Origin of the sequence: Actinocorallia aurantiaca (genome assembly GCF_039533685.1) — a bacterium.
GTDB lineage: Bacteria > Actinomycetota > Actinomycetes > Streptosporangiales > Streptosporangiaceae > Actinocorallia > Actinocorallia aurantiaca.
This window is the reverse complement of record NZ_BAAATZ010000009.1, coordinates 213,047-229,015: the sequence shown is the minus strand read 5'-3', so window position 1 is coordinate 229,015 and position 15,969 is coordinate 213,047. Positions and strand designations below refer to the sequence as shown.

Here is a 15,969-nt window from a genome sequence, read left to right as displayed (position 1 = left end):
CCCGGGGCCGACCGGCGCTCAGTGGCTGGAGAGCTCTCCGCTGAGGGTGCCGTGCATGGCCGCGCTGGGCTTGTTGAGGCCGATGATCTCGACGGTCTTGCCGCGCTGGGCGTACTTGGTCTCGACGGCGTCGAGGGCCGCGACGGAGGAGGCGTCCCAGATGTGGGCGCCGGACAGGTCGATCGTCACGTGCTCGGGGTCGCCCGCGTAGTCGAAGCGGTAGACGAGGTCGTTGCTGGAGGCGAAGAAGAGCGCTCCGGTGACGGCGTAGACGACGCGGCCGCCGTCGGGGTCGGTGACGGAGGTGACGTCAACGAGATGCGCGACCCGCCGGGCGAAGATGACCATCGCGGTGATCGAGCCGACCACGACGCCGATCGCGAGGTTGTGGGTCGCGACGACCATCCCGACGGTGACGACCATGACGGTGGTCTCGCCGACGGGCAGGCGCTTCAGCGTCCCGGGCGCGACGGAGTGCCAGTCGAAGGTCGAGACCGACACCAGCACCATCACCGCGACCAGCGCGGCCATCGGGATGTCCGAGACGACCGGCCCGAACACGATGCACAGGATCATCAGGAAGACCCCGGCCAGGAACGTCGAGATCCGGGTCCGCGCCCCGTTCTTCACGTTGATCATCGTCTGGCCGATCATGGCGCAGCCGCCCATGCCGCCGAAGAACCCGGTGACGACGTTGGCGACGCCCTGCCCGATCGACTCGCGGGTCTTGTTGGAATGCGTGTCGGTGAGGTCGTCGACGAGCTTGGCCGTCATCAGCGACTCCATCAGCCCGACGAGGGCGAGCGCCAGCGCGTACGGCGCGATGATCCTCAGGGTCTCGGCGGTGAACGGCACGTCCGGCAGCCCGAGACCCGGCAGCGACGACGGCAGCACGCCCCTGTCGCCCACGGTCGGCACCGCGATCCCGGCGCCGACGGTCAGCGCGGTGAGCGCGACGATCGACACCAGCGGCGCCGGCACCACCGAGGTCAGCCTGGGCAGCAGGTTCATCAGCGCCAGCCCGCCGATCACCAGCGGGTACACCGCCCACGGCACGTCCCGCAGTTCGGTCAGCTGCGCCATGAAGATCAGGATCGCCAGCGCGTTGACGAACCCGACCATCACCGAGCGCGGCACGAACCGCATCAGCCGCGCCACTCCCAGCGCCCCCAGCACGATCTGGAAGATCCCGCCGAGGATGACGGCCGCCACGAGGTATCCGAGCCCGTGCTCCATGTTCAGCGGCGCGACGACCAGCGCCACCGCCCCGGTCGCCGCCGAGATCATCGCGGGCCGCCCGCCGACGATCGCGATGGTGACGGCCATCGTGAACGAGGCGAACAGCCCGACGCTCGGGTCGACGCCCGCGATGATCGAGAACGAGATCGCCTCGGGGATCAGGGCGAGCGCCACCACCAGCCCCGCCAGCACCTCGGTGCGCAGCACCTTGGGCGACGGCAGGGATGGGCGGAGGCGGGGCAGCGCGAAGGACGGCAAGAGAACAAGGACCCCTCGGGTACGGGCACGCCCACGAGGGAGCCGTGCGGAAGCGGGCGCGGGGCCCGTCTTCTGTTCGCGGAGAACGGCACGGGGGGCGTCTTCGCCTTCCGGTCCGGCACAGGGATCCTACCCGCTGCCGACCCGGAGGTCCGGAACGTCCGATGTGGTGACGCTCACCGCCCGGCGGCGGCGGTCGCTCCGCTCTTCTCCGGCCGGGGGAAGAGGTGGCGGAGGATGTCCGCGATCGTGATGACCCCGACGACCTTCCCTCCCTCGGTGACGAGGGCGAGCTGGTTGCTGGCCTCCCGCATCAGGGCGAGAGCCGTGTAGACGGGCGTCTCGGCCTCCATCCGGTGGGCCGGACGGGTCAGGTGGTCGATGCCCGACGTCTCCGGCTCGGTCAGCGTGTCCCGCACGTGGACGACGCTCCAGTCGACGCCCGGCCTCGTCACCAGGATGCGCAGGTGGCCCGAGGCCCGGCCCGCCGCCTGGACGTCGGCCACCGTGGCCCCCTCGGGCACGCACGTGGGTGCGGCGTCCCGGCTCACCAGGTCGCCGAGCCGCAGGTCCTGCAGGTCCAGGGCTCCGGAGAGCTGCTCGGAGTACCTGCTGTCGAGCGCCCCGACGTTGGCCGAGTGCTCCACCAGGTGCCGCAGGGCCTCCGGGTCCTGGCCCGCCGCGACCTGGTCGGCGGCCTCCACCCCGACCTTCCTCAGGCACCAGTTCGCCGCCTCGTTCAGCCCGCGCAGCAGCGGCCGGGTCAGCCACATGAACCCGCGCATGGGCAGCGCCAGCATCGTCGCGGACTTCTCCGGGTGCGCGATCGCCCACGACTTGGGCGCCATCTCCCCGACGACCAGGTGCAGGAACGTCACGATGATCAGGGCGAGCACGAAGCCGGCGGCGTCGGCCGTCCAGGGGGCCAGCCCCCAGGAGGAGAAGACCGGGGTGAGCCAGTGGTGCACCGCCGGCTTGGTGACCGCGCCCAGCGCCAGCGTGCAGACGGTGATGCCGAGCTGCGAGCCGGCCAGCAGCACGGTGAGCTCCGAGGCGCTGCGCAGCGCGGCCCGCGCCGACCTGCTGGTGTGCGCGGCGTCCTCCAGCCGGTGGCGCCTGGCGGCGATCAGGGCGAACTCGACCGCGACGAAGAACGCGCTCAGCGCGATGATCAGGACGGTCACCGTGAGGACGATCCAGGGGTTCTCCATCAGTGCTCTCCCTCTTCCGCCGCGGCTCTCCAGTCACGCCCGAGCTCCAGCCGGATGGACGAGGGCACGTGGTTGTCGACCTCCAGGACCTCGACGCTGACGACCCGGCGCGGCGGCTCCTCGATGAGGGCCAGGTCCGCCGGGTCGGCGGGGAGCTCGATCTCGAGCCTCGTCCCGGGTTCGGGCAGCGACCCGTGGGCGGCGATCACCAGCCCGGCGATGGTCTCGTAGTCGCCCTCGGGAAGCCGGTGGTCGATGGCGCGCTCGATCTCGTCGATGTGGAAGTTGCCGGGGAGGATCCAGGCGTCTCCGGCGTCGGTGGCAGTGGGCTCCCCCTCCTCGACGTCGTGCTCGTCGGTGATCTCGCCGACGAGCTCCTCGGACAGGTCCTCCAGGGTGATGATCCCGGCGAAGCTCCCGAACTCGTCGACGACGCAGGCGAGCTGGGCCTTGTGCCCGATCAGCTCGTCCAGCACCACCGGCAGGGTCATCAGCGTCGGCACCACCAGGGCGGGCCTCATGATCTCCGACACCGGGCGGGAGAGGTCGGGCGCGGTCAGGACGTCGTCCAGGTCGACCACGCCGACGATGCGCTCCTCGGTGTCCAGCACGGGGTACCGGGAGTGCCCGGTGCTCATCTCGCGCCGCACCTCGGCGATGGACTCCTCCCGGTCGACCGTGCCGACCCGGGTCCGGGGGATCATCGCGTGCTCGACGTCCCGCTGCGGGAAGTCCAGGATCCGGTCGAGCAGGATCGACAGGTCCGGCGGCAGGTCGCCGCTGCGGCGCGACTCGGCGACGATGTGCGCCAGGTCCCGTTCGGTGGCCGAGTGCTCCACGTCGTGGACGGGCTCGATGCCCAGCAGGCGCAGCAGGACGTTGGACGCCTGGTCGAACACCCAGATCAGCCAACCGAAGGCCTTCAGGTAGACCAGCGTGGAGACCGACAGCCAGCGGGCGACCGGCTCGGGCCGTGCGATCGCGAGGTTCTTGGGGAACAACTCCCCGAACAGCATCTGCACCAGCGTGGAGAAGGCCAGCGCCAGCACGGTCCCGACGGCCACCCCGGTGCCCAGGGGCACGCCGACCCCGCCGAGCAGCTCGCCGATGGACTCGCCGATCATCGGTTCGGCGACGTAGCCGACGAGCAGCCCCGTCACGGTGATGCCCAGCTGGGCGCCCGACAGCATGAAGGAGGTGCGCTTCGTCACCTTCAGGGCGCGGGCGGCGGCACCGTCCCCGGTTCCGGCCCTGGCGCTGAGCCGGGAGCGGTCCACGGCCATGTAGGCGAATTCCTGGGCGACGAAGTAGCCGGTCAGCGCGGTGATCGCGAGCACCACCGCCACGCCCAGCAGCAGGGAGAGCGCTGTGGTCACCGGCGCCCTCTCCCGTGGTGGCGGACGGGGGCGGTGGGTGGGTCGTGGTCCATGGCTCTCTCTGGTCGGGAATCACTCGTACAACTCCGGATGACCTGGTCAGGTTCCCCATCAGACGCCTCTTCACACCAAGACGGTCGGAACCCCCACTGTCACCAGGGGTGAATACTACTTCTGTAATAGACGTCACTCCCGGGCCGGCCAAGGGATCTTCCCCTTCCACGTGGGTAGCTCTCCGGTGTCATGGCGACGAGGGACGAGACCACCGCGGGCAGGGTCGCGCTGCTGGAGCAGCTGTCGGCCCCCCTCCGGCGCTTCCTGACCACCGAGGCGGGCAGCGCCGGCCTCCTGCTCGCCGCCACCGTGCTGGCCCTGATCTGGGCGAACTCCCCCTGGTCCCACCTGTACGAGGCCCTGTGGCACCTGGACGCGTCCGTCTCCTTCGGGGGCGCCACCCTGTCGATGGACCTCGAGCACTGGGTGAACGACGGCCTGATGGCGGTCTTCTTCTTCGTCGTGGGGCTGGAGGTGCGGCACGAGTTCTCCGTCGGGGAGCTGACCGAGCCGCGCCGCGTCGCCATTCCCGTGGCCGCGGCGCTCGGCGGCGTCCTCGTCCCCGTGCTGGTGTACCTGGCGTTCAACCCGTCGGCGCCGGCCGCGCAGGGCTGGGGCGTGGTCGTCGGCACCGACACCGCGTTCATGCTGGGCGCGCTGGCCCTGGTCGGGCCCCGGTTCTCCACCCAGCTGCGGATCTTCCTGCTGGTCTTCACCGTCATCGACGACATCATCGCGGTGAGCGTGATCGGCCTGGTCTACTCCGACGAACTGCACCCGCCCGCGCTGATCGCCATGCTCGTCATGTGCGGGGTGCTCTGGCTGCTGAGCCGCCTCGGGGTCTGGCGCACCGCCCCGTACGTCCTCGCCGGGCTGGGGCTGTGGCTGGCCACCTACGAGTCGGGCCTGCACGGCTCCATCGCCGGGATGATCGGCGGGCTGCTCATCGCCGCCCACGAACCCGCCCGCGACGCCGTCGTGCGGGCCGCCAGGTCCTTCCGCGCCTTCTGGCAGTCCCCCAGGGTCGAGGTGGGGTTCTCCGCCGCCCAGGGGCTGCGGCGGGCCGTGTCGGTCAACGAGCGGCTGCAGCTGATGCTGCACCCCTGGGCCAGTTATGTCGTCGTCCCCGTGTTCGCGCTGGCCAACGCCGGAGTCGACCTGCGCGGCGGCGTCCTGGGCGAGGCGTTCAGGTCGCCGCTCACCTGGGGCGTGGCCTGCGCCCTCGTCCTGGGCAAGCTGGTGGGTGTGGGCGGGACGACCCTGGCCGCCGCCCGGCTCGGCCTCGGCCGGCTGCCCCAAGGCGTCGGCAAGGGCCACGTCCTGAGCGGCGCCGCCCTGTCCGGCATCGGGTTCACCGTCTCCCTGCTCATCACCGGGCTCGCCTTCGACGACCGGGTCATGCAGGACGAGGTCGTCGTCGGGATCCTCATGGCCCTGGTGCTCGCGACGGCTCTCGGGTGGCTCCTGTTCCAGATCTCCGCCAGGTTCCTCGGCGAGGGCGACGCCGACCTCCCCCGGTTCCTCGACCGCCCCGTGGACCCGGCCACCGACTACATCAGAGGCCCCGTCGACGCGCCCCTCACCCTCGTGGAGTACGGCGACTTCGAGTGCCCCTTCTGCGCCCGCGCCACGGGTGTCGCCCGCGAGCTGCACAAGCGCTTCGGAGACGACCTGCGCTACGTCTTCCGGCACCTGCCCCTCGTCGACGTGCACCCGCACGCGGAACTCGCCGCCCGCGCCGCCATCTCCGCCGGGTTCCAGGGCCGCTTCTGGGAGATGCACGACCTCCTCTTCGCCCACCAGGACGAACTCGAGTTCGAGGATCTCACCGGTTACGCCGCCGAGATCGGCCTGGACGTCGAGCGGTTCCTGCGGGACCTCGACGACGAGCGCACCGTGGCCCGCGTCCGAGCCGACGTCGCCGGCGCGGACGCGAGCGGCGCCCGCGGCACCCCGACCTTCTTCGTCGGAGACCGGCGTCACATCGGCCCCTTCGACGCCCGGACCCTCTCGGCCGCCCTGGAGGAGTCCCGCACCACCTGAGAACACGCTGCCCGAAAAAAGAAGAAGACCCTCTCCCGTGAACGGGAGAGGGTCTTCTGTCCTGTACCTCCGAGCGGATTCGAACCGCCGCTACCGCCTTGAGAGGGCGGCGTCCTGGGCCACTAGACGACGGAGGCAAGCTATGGAGTTGTGGAAAGGGTGGTACCTCCGAGCGGATTCGAACCGCCGCTACCGCCTTGAGAGGGCGGCGTCCTGGGCCACTAGACGACGGAGGCAGGACTTGCAGACCACTCCCGAATGGAATCCGGGGGGACTTGCTGGGGTACCAGGACTCGAACCTAGAATAACTGAACCAGAATCAGTCGTGTTGCCGATTACACCATACCCCATCGCGCTTCGGGACCTTCCCTTTCGGGCTGTTCCCTGGCGACCTCGGAAAGCTTACAGGACTTACCGAGTACTAGCCAAAACGATTCCCCGAAGCGCACCGGACCCCTGTCCCCGGAGGGCTCAGTCGCGGGCGACGACCCGGTTGCTCAGCTCGCCGATCCCCTCGACCTCCACGCTCACCGTGTCGCCGAGCTCCAGCGGGCCGACGCCCTCGGGGGTGCCGGTCAGGATGACGTCGCCCGGCAGGAGGGTCATCACCTGGCTGACGTGGGCGATGAGACGGGGAATGTCGTGGATCATCGAGGAGGTGCGGGAGGACTGGCGCACCTCGCCGTTGACCAGGGTACGTATCGCCAGGTCGGACGGGTCGAGCACGGTCTCGATCCAGGGGCCCAGGGGGCAGAAGGTGTCGAAGCCCTTGGCCCTGGTCCACTGCCCGTCCCTGCCCTGGAGGTCGCGGGCGGTCACGTCGTTGGCGCACGTGTAGCCGAAGATCACCTCCTGGGCGCGGGAGACCGGGACCTCGCGGCACAGCCGGCCGATGACGACGGCGAGCTCGCCCTCGTAGTCGACGCGCCGGGAGAGCTTCTCCGGATACCGGACCGCCTCGTACGGCCCGACGACGGAGGTGGACGGCTTGAGGAAGAACAGCGGCTCCTCGGGGACCTCCGAGCCCATCTCCCGGGCGTGCTCGGCGTAGTTCCTGCCGATCGCGATCACCTTGCTGGGCAGGATCGGCGCCAGCAGCCGGACGTCCGCCACCGGGTGCCTGGCCCCGGTGAAGCGGATCTCGCCCAGGAACGGATGCCCCGAGACCTCCGCGATCTCCTCGCCTTCGACGACCCCGAAGGAAACTTCCTCACCTGCGGAAAACCTTGCAATACGCACGATCCCAGCCTCTCACACGGCCGCCGCGCGATCAGAGACCGCAGGCGCTCCCGTTCAGGGTGCAGCCCTGCGGCCCGGACGGCGTCCCGGATCCGCCGAACCTGACGGTCGCCGACGCCCCCTCCGGGATCGAGGCGGTGTTCTCGTCCCCGGTGACGACCACCGTCCCGTCGTCCCGCGTCCAGAGGTGCCCGGCCCAGACGTTCCTGATCGAGGCCCCCGGATAGGTGAAGGAGAGGGTCCAGTCCTTCAACTCGGCCCCGGTGCCGTTGGTGAGCGTCACCTCGCCCTCGAAGTACCCGTCCGAGACCTCGACCGTCCGGTACGTCACCTCCACGCCCTGCGCCGTGGTCCCGGAGACCGGCGGTGCCGTCACCGCCGCGGGCTCCGCCGGATCATCGGCCGCGGCGGGAGGCCACTGCTCCGGCGGCGAGCCCTCCTCGGCCCTCTGCCCAGGCTCCGGCGTGCCGTCCCCCGGCACGGCCGCCGACGTGGAGGCGTCCGGCGCGGCCTGGGGAACCCTGCCTTCGGAGTCCGACGACCACAAGGCCGCCGCCACCAGCGTCACGGCAAGCGCCCCCGCCAGCACGACCGCCACCAGCAGGAGCGCCTTCCGCCCCTGCCGTCGCTCCGCGGCGGGCGGCGCCCCCACCACCGCCTGCGGCCCGGTGACCTCTTCGGGCCCGGCCTCCGGCGGTACGGCGGCGGGCTCGCGCGGCTCGGCCGGGGCGGGCTTCACGGACCCGAACACCACGTCGGGCAGAGGCCTGGGCGAGAGGACGAGCGGCGCGGTCGCCCACCCCTCCTCGTCGTCCCGCCGCGCGGACCCCGCCGACCGTTCCTCCTCGGCGTCCAAGACGCACCCTCCCACCCGTACGAGATGATCTCCCGGATTCGGACGCCGGAGCACCGCCCCCGGTTCGGTCCGTCGCCTCCCGCACCGTTCTCGACCGGTGACTTGAGGTGATCTGCCCCAGACTAGCCGTGTACGCTCCTGCCCGCCCGCCGTCCACAGCCCCTTCCCTCCCCCGCTCACCGTCCCGATAGCGTGGAGATCGACGACTTCGGCGGAGAAGGAGCGGCGCATGAGCGTTGTGAAGATCAATGCACTGACGGTCCCCGAGGGCATGGGGCCCGAGCTGGAGAAGCGGTTCGCGGCCCGGGCCGGGCTGGTCGAGGGGTCGGAGGGGTTCGAGGGCTTCGAGCTACTGCGTCCCGTGGACGGCACCGACCGCTACCTGGTGTACACCCGGTGGAGCAGCGAGGAGGCCTTCCAGGCCTGGACCAAGAGCCAGGCGTTCTCGCAGGGGCACGCCAAGGCCGCCGCGGACGCCCAGCAGGGCTCCGGGCACGGGCACGGCCACGGGCACGGCGGACCCGCCGCGTCGGGGGCGGAGCTGTGGGGCTTCGAGGTCATCCAGCGGGTCGAGCCCAAGTAGGCCGAACGCGGAGGCCCGCGCCCCGGCAGGGGGCGCGGGCCTCTTTCAGGCGCGCAGGCCGTCGAACTCCATGTGGCGTTCCAGGTACTCCAGCACGAAGGGGCAGAGGGGCACCACCCTGAGCCCCCGGGCGCGGATGTCCTCCATCGCGCCGCGCACCAGCGCCCCGCTCAGGCCGTGGCCCTCGAACTCGTCGGCGATCTCGGTGTGGTGGAAGACGACATGATCGCCCTGGCGGGTGTAGGTGGAGAAACCCGCCAGGTCGCCCTCGTCGGTGAAGACCTCGTACCGCAGGGCCGCGCTGTTGTCGGTGACTCGGTACATCACCCCTGGTCTACCCGGTCAGGACGGGTCGTACCCTGCGCGCAGCAGGCTGTAGGTGACGGCCTCCTCCAGCGCCTGCCAGGACGCGGCGATGACGTTCTCGCCGACCCCTACGGTGCCCCATTCGGCCTTGCCGTCGGAGGAGTCGATGAGCACCCGGGTGATCGCGTCGGTGCCGTGCGAGCCCTCCAGGATGCGCACCTTGAAGTCCACCAGCTCCAGGTTGGCCAGCTCGGGGTAGAGGCGCTCCAGCGCGAACCGCAGCGCGGTGTCCAGCGCGTTGACCGGGCCGTTGCCCTCGCCGGTGGCGATGATCCGCTCGCCCTTGGCGTGCACCTTGACGGTGGCCTCGCTGATCTGCACCCCGTCGGGCCGCTGCTCGGCGATGACCCGCCAGGACTCGACGGTGAAGTAGGAGGTGCGGGCGCCGGCGAGCTCCTCGCGCAGCAGCAGCTCGAAGGAGGCGTCGGCGGCCTCGAAGGTGTAGCCCTTGGACTCCAGGTCCTTGACCCGGGAGACGACCTCGGCGGCCTTCTGCCCGGACACGTCGTAGCCCAGCTCCTTGCCCTTGAGCTCGACCGAGGCCCGGCCCGACATGGACGACACCAGCATGCGCATGTCGTTGCCGACGACCAGCGGGTCGATGTGCTGGTAGAGGTTCGGGTCGACCTTGACGGCGGAGGCGTGCAGGCCGGCCTTGTGCGCGAACGCCGAGTGGCCCACGTAGGGGGCCTGGGAGCTGAGCGTCACGTTGGTGGCCTCGGAGACGGCGTGCGCGATCCGCGTCATCTCGGCGAGCTGGGCGTCGCCGACGATGTTCATGCCGCGTTTGAGCTGGAGGTTGCCGATCACGGTGAAGAGGTTCGCGTTGCCCGAGCGCTCCCCGTACCCGTTGGCGCAGCCCTGGACGTGCGTGGCGCCCGCCCGCACCGCGGCCAGCGAGTTGGCCACCGCGCAGCCGGAGTCGTCGTGGCAGTGGATGCCGACCCTGGCCCCCGCGCCGACGACCTCGTGCACGACGTCCGCGAGCTCGTCCGGCAGCATCCCGCCGTTGGTGTCGCACAGCGCCACGACGTCGGCCCCGGCCTCGGCGGCGGTCCGGACGACCTCCAGCGCGTAGGCGCGGTTGGCCTTGAACCCGTCGAAGAAGTGCTCGGCGTCGACGAAGACCCGTTGGCCCTCCGCGCGAAGGTGGGAGACGGTGTCGCGGATCATCGCGAGGTTCTCCTCCAGCGTCGTGCGGAGGGCCAGTTCCACGTGCCGGTCGTGGCTTTTGGCCACAAGGGTGACGACCGGGGCACGTGAATCGCGCAGGGCGGCCACCTGAGGGTCGTCGGCGGCCTTCAGGCCGGCCCGGCGGGTCGCGCCGAACGCGGCCAGCTGCGCGTGCTTGAGATCGAGCTCGGTCCGGGCGAGCCGGAAGAACTCGGTGTCCTTGGGGTTGGCGCCGGGCCATCCGCCTTCGATGAAGCCCACGCCCAGCGAGTCCAGATGCCGGGCGATCACCAGCTTGTCCTGAACGCTGAGGTTCAGGCCCTCCTGCTGGGATCCGTCCCGGAGGGTGGTGTCGTAGACGTGGAAGCCGTCGCTCATGGAGAACCCCTCTGCGAAGAGCCCGGCGAAACAAAAAGACCCCTCACGGACGTGAGAGGTCTGCGCGCCGGCGATGCCCTTTAGCCGACGCGCCGTCTGATAATGATCAGGCCGGTGCTCATAACAGGGTCAGTCTGCCACAGCTGTAACGCATCCGTCACATCCCGCGTCATGTGATCTGAGACACGGAGGGGACGGGCGGGTGGTGGTGATCCGGCCGGCCCCTCCCGCCACGGTGATCCGGGAGCACGGAGATGACGGGAGGGCGCGGCGGAGTCGGGGACGGCTCAGGCGAGGGAGGTGATCCAGCCGTAGGGGTCGGGGCGCCGGCCGTACTGGATGCCGACCAGTTCCTCGCGGAGCCTCATGGTGACGGGGCCGCCCGCTTCGGAGATGGTGAACTCGCCCTCTTCGCCCTTGACGCGGCCGACCGGGGTGATCACGGCGGCGGTACCGCAGGCGAAGACCTCGGTGAGGGCGCCGGACGCCACGTCGTCGCGCCACTGCTCGACGCTGATCATCTCCTCGGAGACGGGGATGCCGAGCTCGGGGGCGAGCTTGAGGAGGGAGTCGCGGGTGATGCCGGGCAGGATGGTGCCGGCGGTCGGCGGGGTGACCAGGCGCGCGTCGGGGCCGGAGCCGTAGACGAAGAAGAGGTTCATGCCGCCCATCTCCTCCACCCAGCGGTGCTCGGCGGCGTCCAGCCAGACGACCTGGTCGCAGCCCTTGGCGACGGCCTCCTGCTGGGCGACGAACGCCGCGGCGTAGTTGCCGCCGCACTTGGCGAACCCGGTGCCGCCGGGGGCCGCCCGGGTGTAGTCCCGCGACAGCCAGACCGAGACGGGCTTGACGGCGCCGGAGAAGTAGGACGCCGACGGCGCGGCGATCACGCAGTACATGTACTTGTTCGACGGGTAGTTGACGCCCATGCCCGTCTCGGTGGCGATGATGAACGGCCGCAGGTAGAGGCTGTGGCCCTCACGCGTCGGCACCCAGTCGCGGTCGGCGTCGCACAGCAGCTCCAGCGACTTCAGGAAGGTCTCCTCGGGCAGCCGGGGCATGGCCATCCGGTCACAGGAGGTGTTGAAGCGCGCCGCGTTGGCCTGGGGCCGGAAGCTGACGATCGTGCCGTCCGGCTGGCGGTAGGCCTTGAGCCCCTCGAAGAGCTCCTGGCCGTAGTGGAAGACCTTGGTGGCCGGGTCGAGGGACAGCGGCCCGTACGGCCGCAGCCGCGCGTCGTGCCAGCCCTGTTCCTTGTCCCACTCGATCGTGATCATGTGCTCGGTGAAGTGCAGCCCGAAGCCGGGATCGGCCAGCACGGCCTCCCGCTCCTGGGCGCTCTTGCGCCGGTCGACGAGCTCGATCTCGAATTCGATCATTTCTGTACCTCTCCCGGATCACCGGCAAAGATTCTACCGGCTTCTCTTCATTGTGTGCTCTATCTCACGCGGGGGCTACGCGGCGCACACAAAAACGGGCGCGCCGCGTCGGTTCGCGGCGCGCCCGTCACTCACCGGGGTGGCTGCCGCCTACCCGGCTACTCGCTTGGCGATGTCGTCGCCGACCTGCTGGGTCGGGCGCGGGCCCGTGCGCTCGGTGAGGTCCTCGCCGACCGCTTTCTCGATCTTGCGTGCGGCCTCGGGCAGGCCGAGGTGGTCCAGCAGCATGGCGACCGACAGGATGGTGGCCGTCGGGTCCGCCTTGAACTGCCCGGCGATGTCGGGGGCGCTGCCGTGGACCGGCTCGAACATGGACGGCACGGAGCGGTCGGGGTTGATGTTCCCGGAGGCCGCCAGGCCGATGCCGCCGGCGATCGCCGCGCCGATGTCGGTGATGATGTCGCCGAAGAGGTTGTCGGTGACGACGACGTCGAACCGCTGCGGGTTGTTCACGAAGAACATCGTGGCCGCGTCGACGTGGCAGTAGTCGGTGGTGACGTCGGGGAACTCGGCGGCGACCTTCTTCAGGGTGCGCTGCCACAGGTCGCCGGCGAAGGTCAGCACGTTGTCCTTGTGGACGAGCGTCAGCTTCTTGCGCGGGCGGGCGGCGGCGACCTCGAAGGCGTAGCGGATGACCCGCTCGGCGCCGAAGGCGGTGTTGACGCTCTCCTGGGTGGCGACCTCGTGCGGGGTGCCCTTGCGCAGCACGCCGCCGACCCCGGTGTAGGGGCCCTCGGTGCCCTCCCGGACGACGATCATGTCGATGTCGTCGGGGGTGACGCCGGCCAGCGGGGACGTCACGCCGGGCAGCAGCTTGACCGGCCGCAGGTTCACGTAGTGGTCGAGGGCGAAGCGCAGGCTCAGCAGCAGTCCCCGCTCCAGCACGCCGGACGGGACGGTCGGGTCGCCGATCGCGCCCAGCAGGATGGCGTCCTGCCCCCGGATCTCCTCGAGCACGGACTCGGGCAGCACCTCGCCGGTGCGGTGCCAGCGCGCGGCGCCCAGGTCGTAGGAGGTCTTCTCGATCGACAGGTCGTACTGGCCGGCGATCACGTCGAGGACCTTGAGGCCCTCGGCCACGACCTCGGGGCCGATACCGTCACCTGCGACGACTGCGAGTCGGATGCTGCGGGAAGCCATGCTGGCATCGTAGTGCATCCGTCTCACACATCGGGCATTCATCTCACATACCAGGACGCGGATGTCGGGAGCCGCGGCGGCTCAGACCTCGGGCGCCAGCAGGACGGCCAGCCGCTCGGGCCCGGAGACCCCGAGCTTGGCGCAGATCTCCACGAGCTGGTCGGCGACCGTGCGGAGCGGCAGCGACATCAGCTCGGAGATCTCCTCCTCGGACCTGCCGCCGGCGACCAGCTCGGCCATCTCGTACTGGATCCTGGTCAGGTCGGGCACCGCGGCGGTGCGCAGCGCCGGGGTGCGCACCTGGTCGCAGCGCTGCACCATCACCCAGGCCCGGGTGCCGGCCGCGGCGGCCTGCTGCTTGTCCCAATGCACCTCGGCGGCCTGGGCGGCGGCCTCGGCCGCGTGCAGGGTCATGCCGAGCCCCTCGAACTCGAAGGACACCCCGATCAGTCCCGACCAGTCGCCCGCCGCCGCGGCCTCGGCGTGCCTGGCGCACAGGGCGGCGAGATCGCCCTCGGAGTCCTCGGCGAGCTGCGCCAGCCGGTCGGCGACCACGCCGGCCGCGCCCAGCCTGACCACGTCGTGCAGCGCCGACACCGCGTACGGGCGCAGCTCCAGCGCCTCGGCCGCGGCCGCGGCGTCGAGCAGTCCGTGCACCGCGGCGCCGACGGCGCCCTGGGCGACCAGCAGCCACGGCCGGGCCAGCGCCACCGGGAACCACAGCGCCCGCATCGTCGGCAGCGCCCGCCGGTCGGCCTCGGCCAGCGCGTCGCGGGCGGTGGCCAGGTCCCCGGCGAGGGCGGCGGCGTGCGCCAGCTCGCCCAGGCACGGACCGGCGAACAGGGAGTGGCCCCGGCTCAGCAGCCTGGCCCCGTCCCAGCCCTCGCGCAGCGCCGCGTGGATCTGGCCGCGGGCCCGCAGCACCCGGGCCTGGACCGCGGCGTGCGCGACCGGGTCGGAGGACGGCGCGCCGTCCTCCCCCGCGGCGTCGAGGTCCCCGACCGACAGCCACACCTCGGCGCGGGCGAACTCCAGCAGCGGGGCGCACTCGGACGCCCGCGGGAACCAGTCGTCCAGACCGTGCAGCCCGGCGCGCACCTTGTCGAGCGCGGCGGCGGCCTGGCCGGTCAGCGCGGCGGTCACGGCCTGGACGGAGGTGATCCGCGCGTCGGCCACCGGGTGGGCGCCGGGCCCGGAGGCGGCGTCGTCGGCCAAATCCAGCGCCTGCCGGCAGTCGGCCCGGTGCAGGGCGAACTCGGCCCGCTGGGCCAGGACGCGGCGGCGTTCGGCGGGCTCGGAGACGGTCTCCAGCGCGATGCCCAGCACCCGGTCGGCCTCCTCGGCCCGGCCCAGGCCGTAGGCGAGGTTGGCGGCCCTGGCGCGGGCGAAGGTCGTCCTGGCCCTGTCCTCGGGCCGGCGCGGGGATGTGGCCAGCAGTTCCTCCGCCTCCTCCGGGCGGCCGAGCGCGGCCAGCAGCGACGCCTGGGCGAGCGCCTCCTCCAGGGAGGCGGCCTTCTGGCCGGTGCGCGCGGGCGGGTCCTGCCAGTGGTCTCCGGAGAGCACCCCGGTGGCCCGGCCGATCCGCACCAGTTCGTGCAGCAGGCGCAGGTCGCCCTGCGCCGCCTCGGCCAGGTAGGCGGCGGTCGGTCCGTCGACCGGCTCGACCAGGGTGACGTCGGCGAGCGGCGCCAGCACCACCGGGACGGGGGTGAGCGCGGCCAGCGGCTCGGGCAGGCGCTCCCCCGCCGCCAGCAGCCGGGCCCTGCCGGTCCCGGTCAGGGCGCGCAGCAGCCGGGCCGACTGCTCGTCGAGTTCGTGGACGTCGTCGGCGACCAGCAGGAAGGTGCCCGAACCGGCCTTGGCCAGGATGGTCTCCACGGCCGACGCCACCTCGCGCACCGGGGAGCGCAGCGGCAGCAGGTGGGCGAAGGCGCCGAACGGCGCGGCCGGGGCCTGTCCGGCGCGGGCCTCGACGACCGGCAGGTCGGGGACGTGGCCGAGGACGACCTCGGCGATCAGCCGGCTCTTGCCCGAGCCGGGGGCGCCGCTCACCAGCGCTCCGGGCCCGGAGCGGTCGAACAGCGCGTCCCGGATGGCGGCCACTTCGGACTCGCGGCCGGCGAAAGGCCAAGTCGTTCCCACACCAGGAGCGTAGATTCCCCACCGCGTCACGACCAGCCCTCAACTCTCCGCTGTCTCTTCGGGCCGATGCCCTGCACCGGCTCCGAGGCTTCGGATCTTCTGACGCCCGTCCCGCGCCGGCGGTTCGGATTTCCGGCACCGGGGTCTGCGACTCTCACATTCGATCATCGACGGACCTCCGGAAAAGCTCTCAGCCCGGCCCGTCGTCCGGCTTTTGACCAGGTCAGAGCCCTTCCTCGGCCCGCCATTGCCCGATCCCGGAGGCAATCGCGAACTGCTTGATCTGTTCCACCCGGGTGTGCTTCCGGAAACCGGCCGCCCCATCTGGCACCGGGAACAATCCCATTTCCCCAGAAGGCAGGTCTTTCTTCCCCCTTCACGGCAATTTATGAAATTCTCTGACCAATTCACCTCTCACCACAAATGCAACATGTGGAACTTGTGCCACGAAAACGGAAAACGCCCTCCCGGC

At 71.2% G+C, this 15,969-nt stretch carries 12 protein-coding genes and 3 tRNA genes; 2 read left to right on the top strand and 13 right to left on the bottom strand.

Going from position 1 to position 15,969, the window contains the following annotated elements; genetic code table 11:
* Positions 1 to 18: 18 nt before the first annotated feature.
* The 3 genes from ABD327_RS13825 to ABD327_RS13815 form a co-directional block, all read right to left on the bottom strand.
* Complete coding sequence (locus ABD327_RS13825) at positions 19 to 1,497, bottom strand: SulP family inorganic anion transporter (RefSeq protein WP_344450745.1); 1,479 nt, start codon at positions 1,495 to 1,497, stop codon at positions 19 to 21.
* A 176-nt stretch (positions 1,498 to 1,673) separates the two neighbouring features.
* Entirely contained in the window at positions 1,674 to 2,708 is a 1,035-nt protein-coding gene (locus tag ABD327_RS13820; protein ID WP_344450744.1) for a hemolysin family protein, read from the bottom strand.
* Positions 2,708 to 4,084: a hemolysin family protein gene (locus tag ABD327_RS13815; protein ID WP_344450743.1), complete on the bottom strand. Its 1,377-nt coding sequence runs from the start codon at positions 4,082 to 4,084 to the stop codon at positions 2,708 to 2,710. The genes ABD327_RS13820 and ABD327_RS13815 overlap by 1 nt, the downstream gene beginning before the upstream one ends.
* A gap of 243 nt (positions 4,085 to 4,327) precedes the next feature.
* On the opposite strand from ABD327_RS13815, the gene nhaA reads away from it, so the two are divergent.
* Positions 4,328 to 6,181, top strand: a complete 1,854-nt coding sequence (gene nhaA / locus ABD327_RS13810) for a Na+/H+ antiporter NhaA (protein WP_344450742.1) — start codon at positions 4,328 to 4,330, stop codon at positions 6,179 to 6,181.
* Positions 6,182 to 6,245: 64 nt separating this feature from the next.
* Here the strand turns inward: nhaA and ABD327_RS13805 are convergent.
* The 5 genes from ABD327_RS13805 to ABD327_RS13785 form a co-directional block, all read right to left on the bottom strand.
* Positions 6,246 to 6,318 (bottom strand) — tRNA-Glu (locus tag ABD327_RS13805).
* 23 nt (positions 6,319 to 6,341) lie between these two features.
* Positions 6,342 to 6,417, bottom strand: a tRNA-Glu gene (locus ABD327_RS13800).
* A gap of 42 nt (positions 6,418 to 6,459) precedes the next feature.
* A tRNA-Gln gene (locus ABD327_RS13795) sits at positions 6,460 to 6,531 on the bottom strand.
* Between the two features lie 121 nt (positions 6,532 to 6,652).
* Positions 6,653 to 7,420 (bottom strand): fumarylacetoacetate hydrolase family protein, encoded by a 768-nt coding sequence (locus ABD327_RS13790; RefSeq protein ID WP_344450741.1) that lies wholly within the window; start codon positions 7,418 to 7,420, stop codon positions 6,653 to 6,655.
* Positions 7,421 to 7,451: 31 nt separating this feature from the next.
* A complete protein-coding gene (locus ABD327_RS13785) occupies positions 7,452 to 8,276 on the bottom strand; it encodes a cellulose binding domain-containing protein (RefSeq protein ID WP_344450740.1) in 825 nt (274 codons plus the stop codon).
* Between the two features lie 229 nt (positions 8,277 to 8,505).
* On the opposite strand from ABD327_RS13785, the gene ABD327_RS13780 reads away from it, so the two are divergent.
* Positions 8,506 to 8,859 carry an antibiotic biosynthesis monooxygenase family protein gene (locus ABD327_RS13780; protein WP_344450739.1) on the top strand — a complete coding sequence of 118 codons (354 nt, stop codon included), beginning with the start codon at positions 8,506 to 8,508 and terminating at the stop codon, positions 8,857 to 8,859.
* Positions 8,860 to 8,904: 45 nt separating this feature from the next.
* Here the strand turns inward: ABD327_RS13780 and ABD327_RS13775 are convergent, their stop codons facing one another.
* The 5 genes from ABD327_RS13775 to ABD327_RS13755 all read right to left on the bottom strand — a co-directional run bounded on the left by ABD327_RS13775 (position 8,905) and on the right by ABD327_RS13755 (position 15,497).
* Entirely contained in the window at positions 8,905 to 9,183 is a 279-nt protein-coding gene (locus ABD327_RS13775; protein WP_344450738.1) for a GNAT family N-acetyltransferase, read from the bottom strand.
* An 18-nt stretch (positions 9,184 to 9,201) separates the two neighbouring features.
* Entirely contained in the window at positions 9,202 to 10,776 is a 1,575-nt protein-coding gene (cimA, locus tag ABD327_RS13770; RefSeq protein WP_344450737.1) for a citramalate synthase, read from the bottom strand.
* 287 nt (positions 10,777 to 11,063) lie between these two features.
* On the bottom strand, positions 11,064 to 12,155 hold the full coding sequence (locus ABD327_RS13765; RefSeq protein WP_344450736.1) for a branched-chain amino acid aminotransferase: 1,092 nt from the start codon (positions 12,153 to 12,155) through the stop codon (positions 11,064 to 11,066).
* 150 nt (positions 12,156 to 12,305) lie between these two features.
* Positions 12,306 to 13,355: a 3-isopropylmalate dehydrogenase gene (locus ABD327_RS13760; protein WP_344450735.1), complete on the bottom strand. Its 1,050-nt coding sequence runs from the start codon at positions 13,353 to 13,355 to the stop codon at positions 12,306 to 12,308.
* Between the two features lie 81 nt (positions 13,356 to 13,436).
* A complete protein-coding gene (locus tag ABD327_RS13755) occupies positions 13,437 to 15,497 on the bottom strand; it encodes an AAA family ATPase (protein ID WP_344450734.1) in 2,061 nt (686 codons plus the stop codon).
* Positions 15,498 to 15,969 lie beyond the last annotated feature (472 nt).

Coding starts and splice junctions, on each gene's coding strand:
- ABD327_RS13820 (WP_344450744.1), bottom strand. CDS start 2,708: ATGGAGAACCCCTGGATCGTCCTCACGGTGACCGTCCTGATCATCGCG.
- nhaA (WP_344450742.1), top strand. CDS start 4,328: ATGGCGACGAGGGACGAGACCACCGCGGGCAGGGTCGCGCTGCTGGAG.
- ABD327_RS13780 (WP_344450739.1), top strand. CDS start 8,506: ATGAGCGTTGTGAAGATCAATGCACTGACGGTCCCCGAGGGCATGGGG.
- ABD327_RS13775 (WP_344450738.1), bottom strand. CDS start 9,183: ATGTACCGAGTCACCGACAACAGCGCGGCCCTGCGGTACGAGGTCTTC.
- cimA (WP_344450737.1), bottom strand. CDS start 10,776: ATGAGCGACGGCTTCCACGTCTACGACACCACCCTCCGGGACGGATCC.
- ABD327_RS13765 (WP_344450736.1), bottom strand. CDS start 12,155: ATGATCGAATTCGAGATCGAGCTCGTCGACCGGCGCAAGAGCGCCCAG.
- ABD327_RS13760 (WP_344450735.1), bottom strand. CDS start 13,355: ATGGCTTCCCGCAGCATCCGACTCGCAGTCGTCGCAGGTGACGGTATC.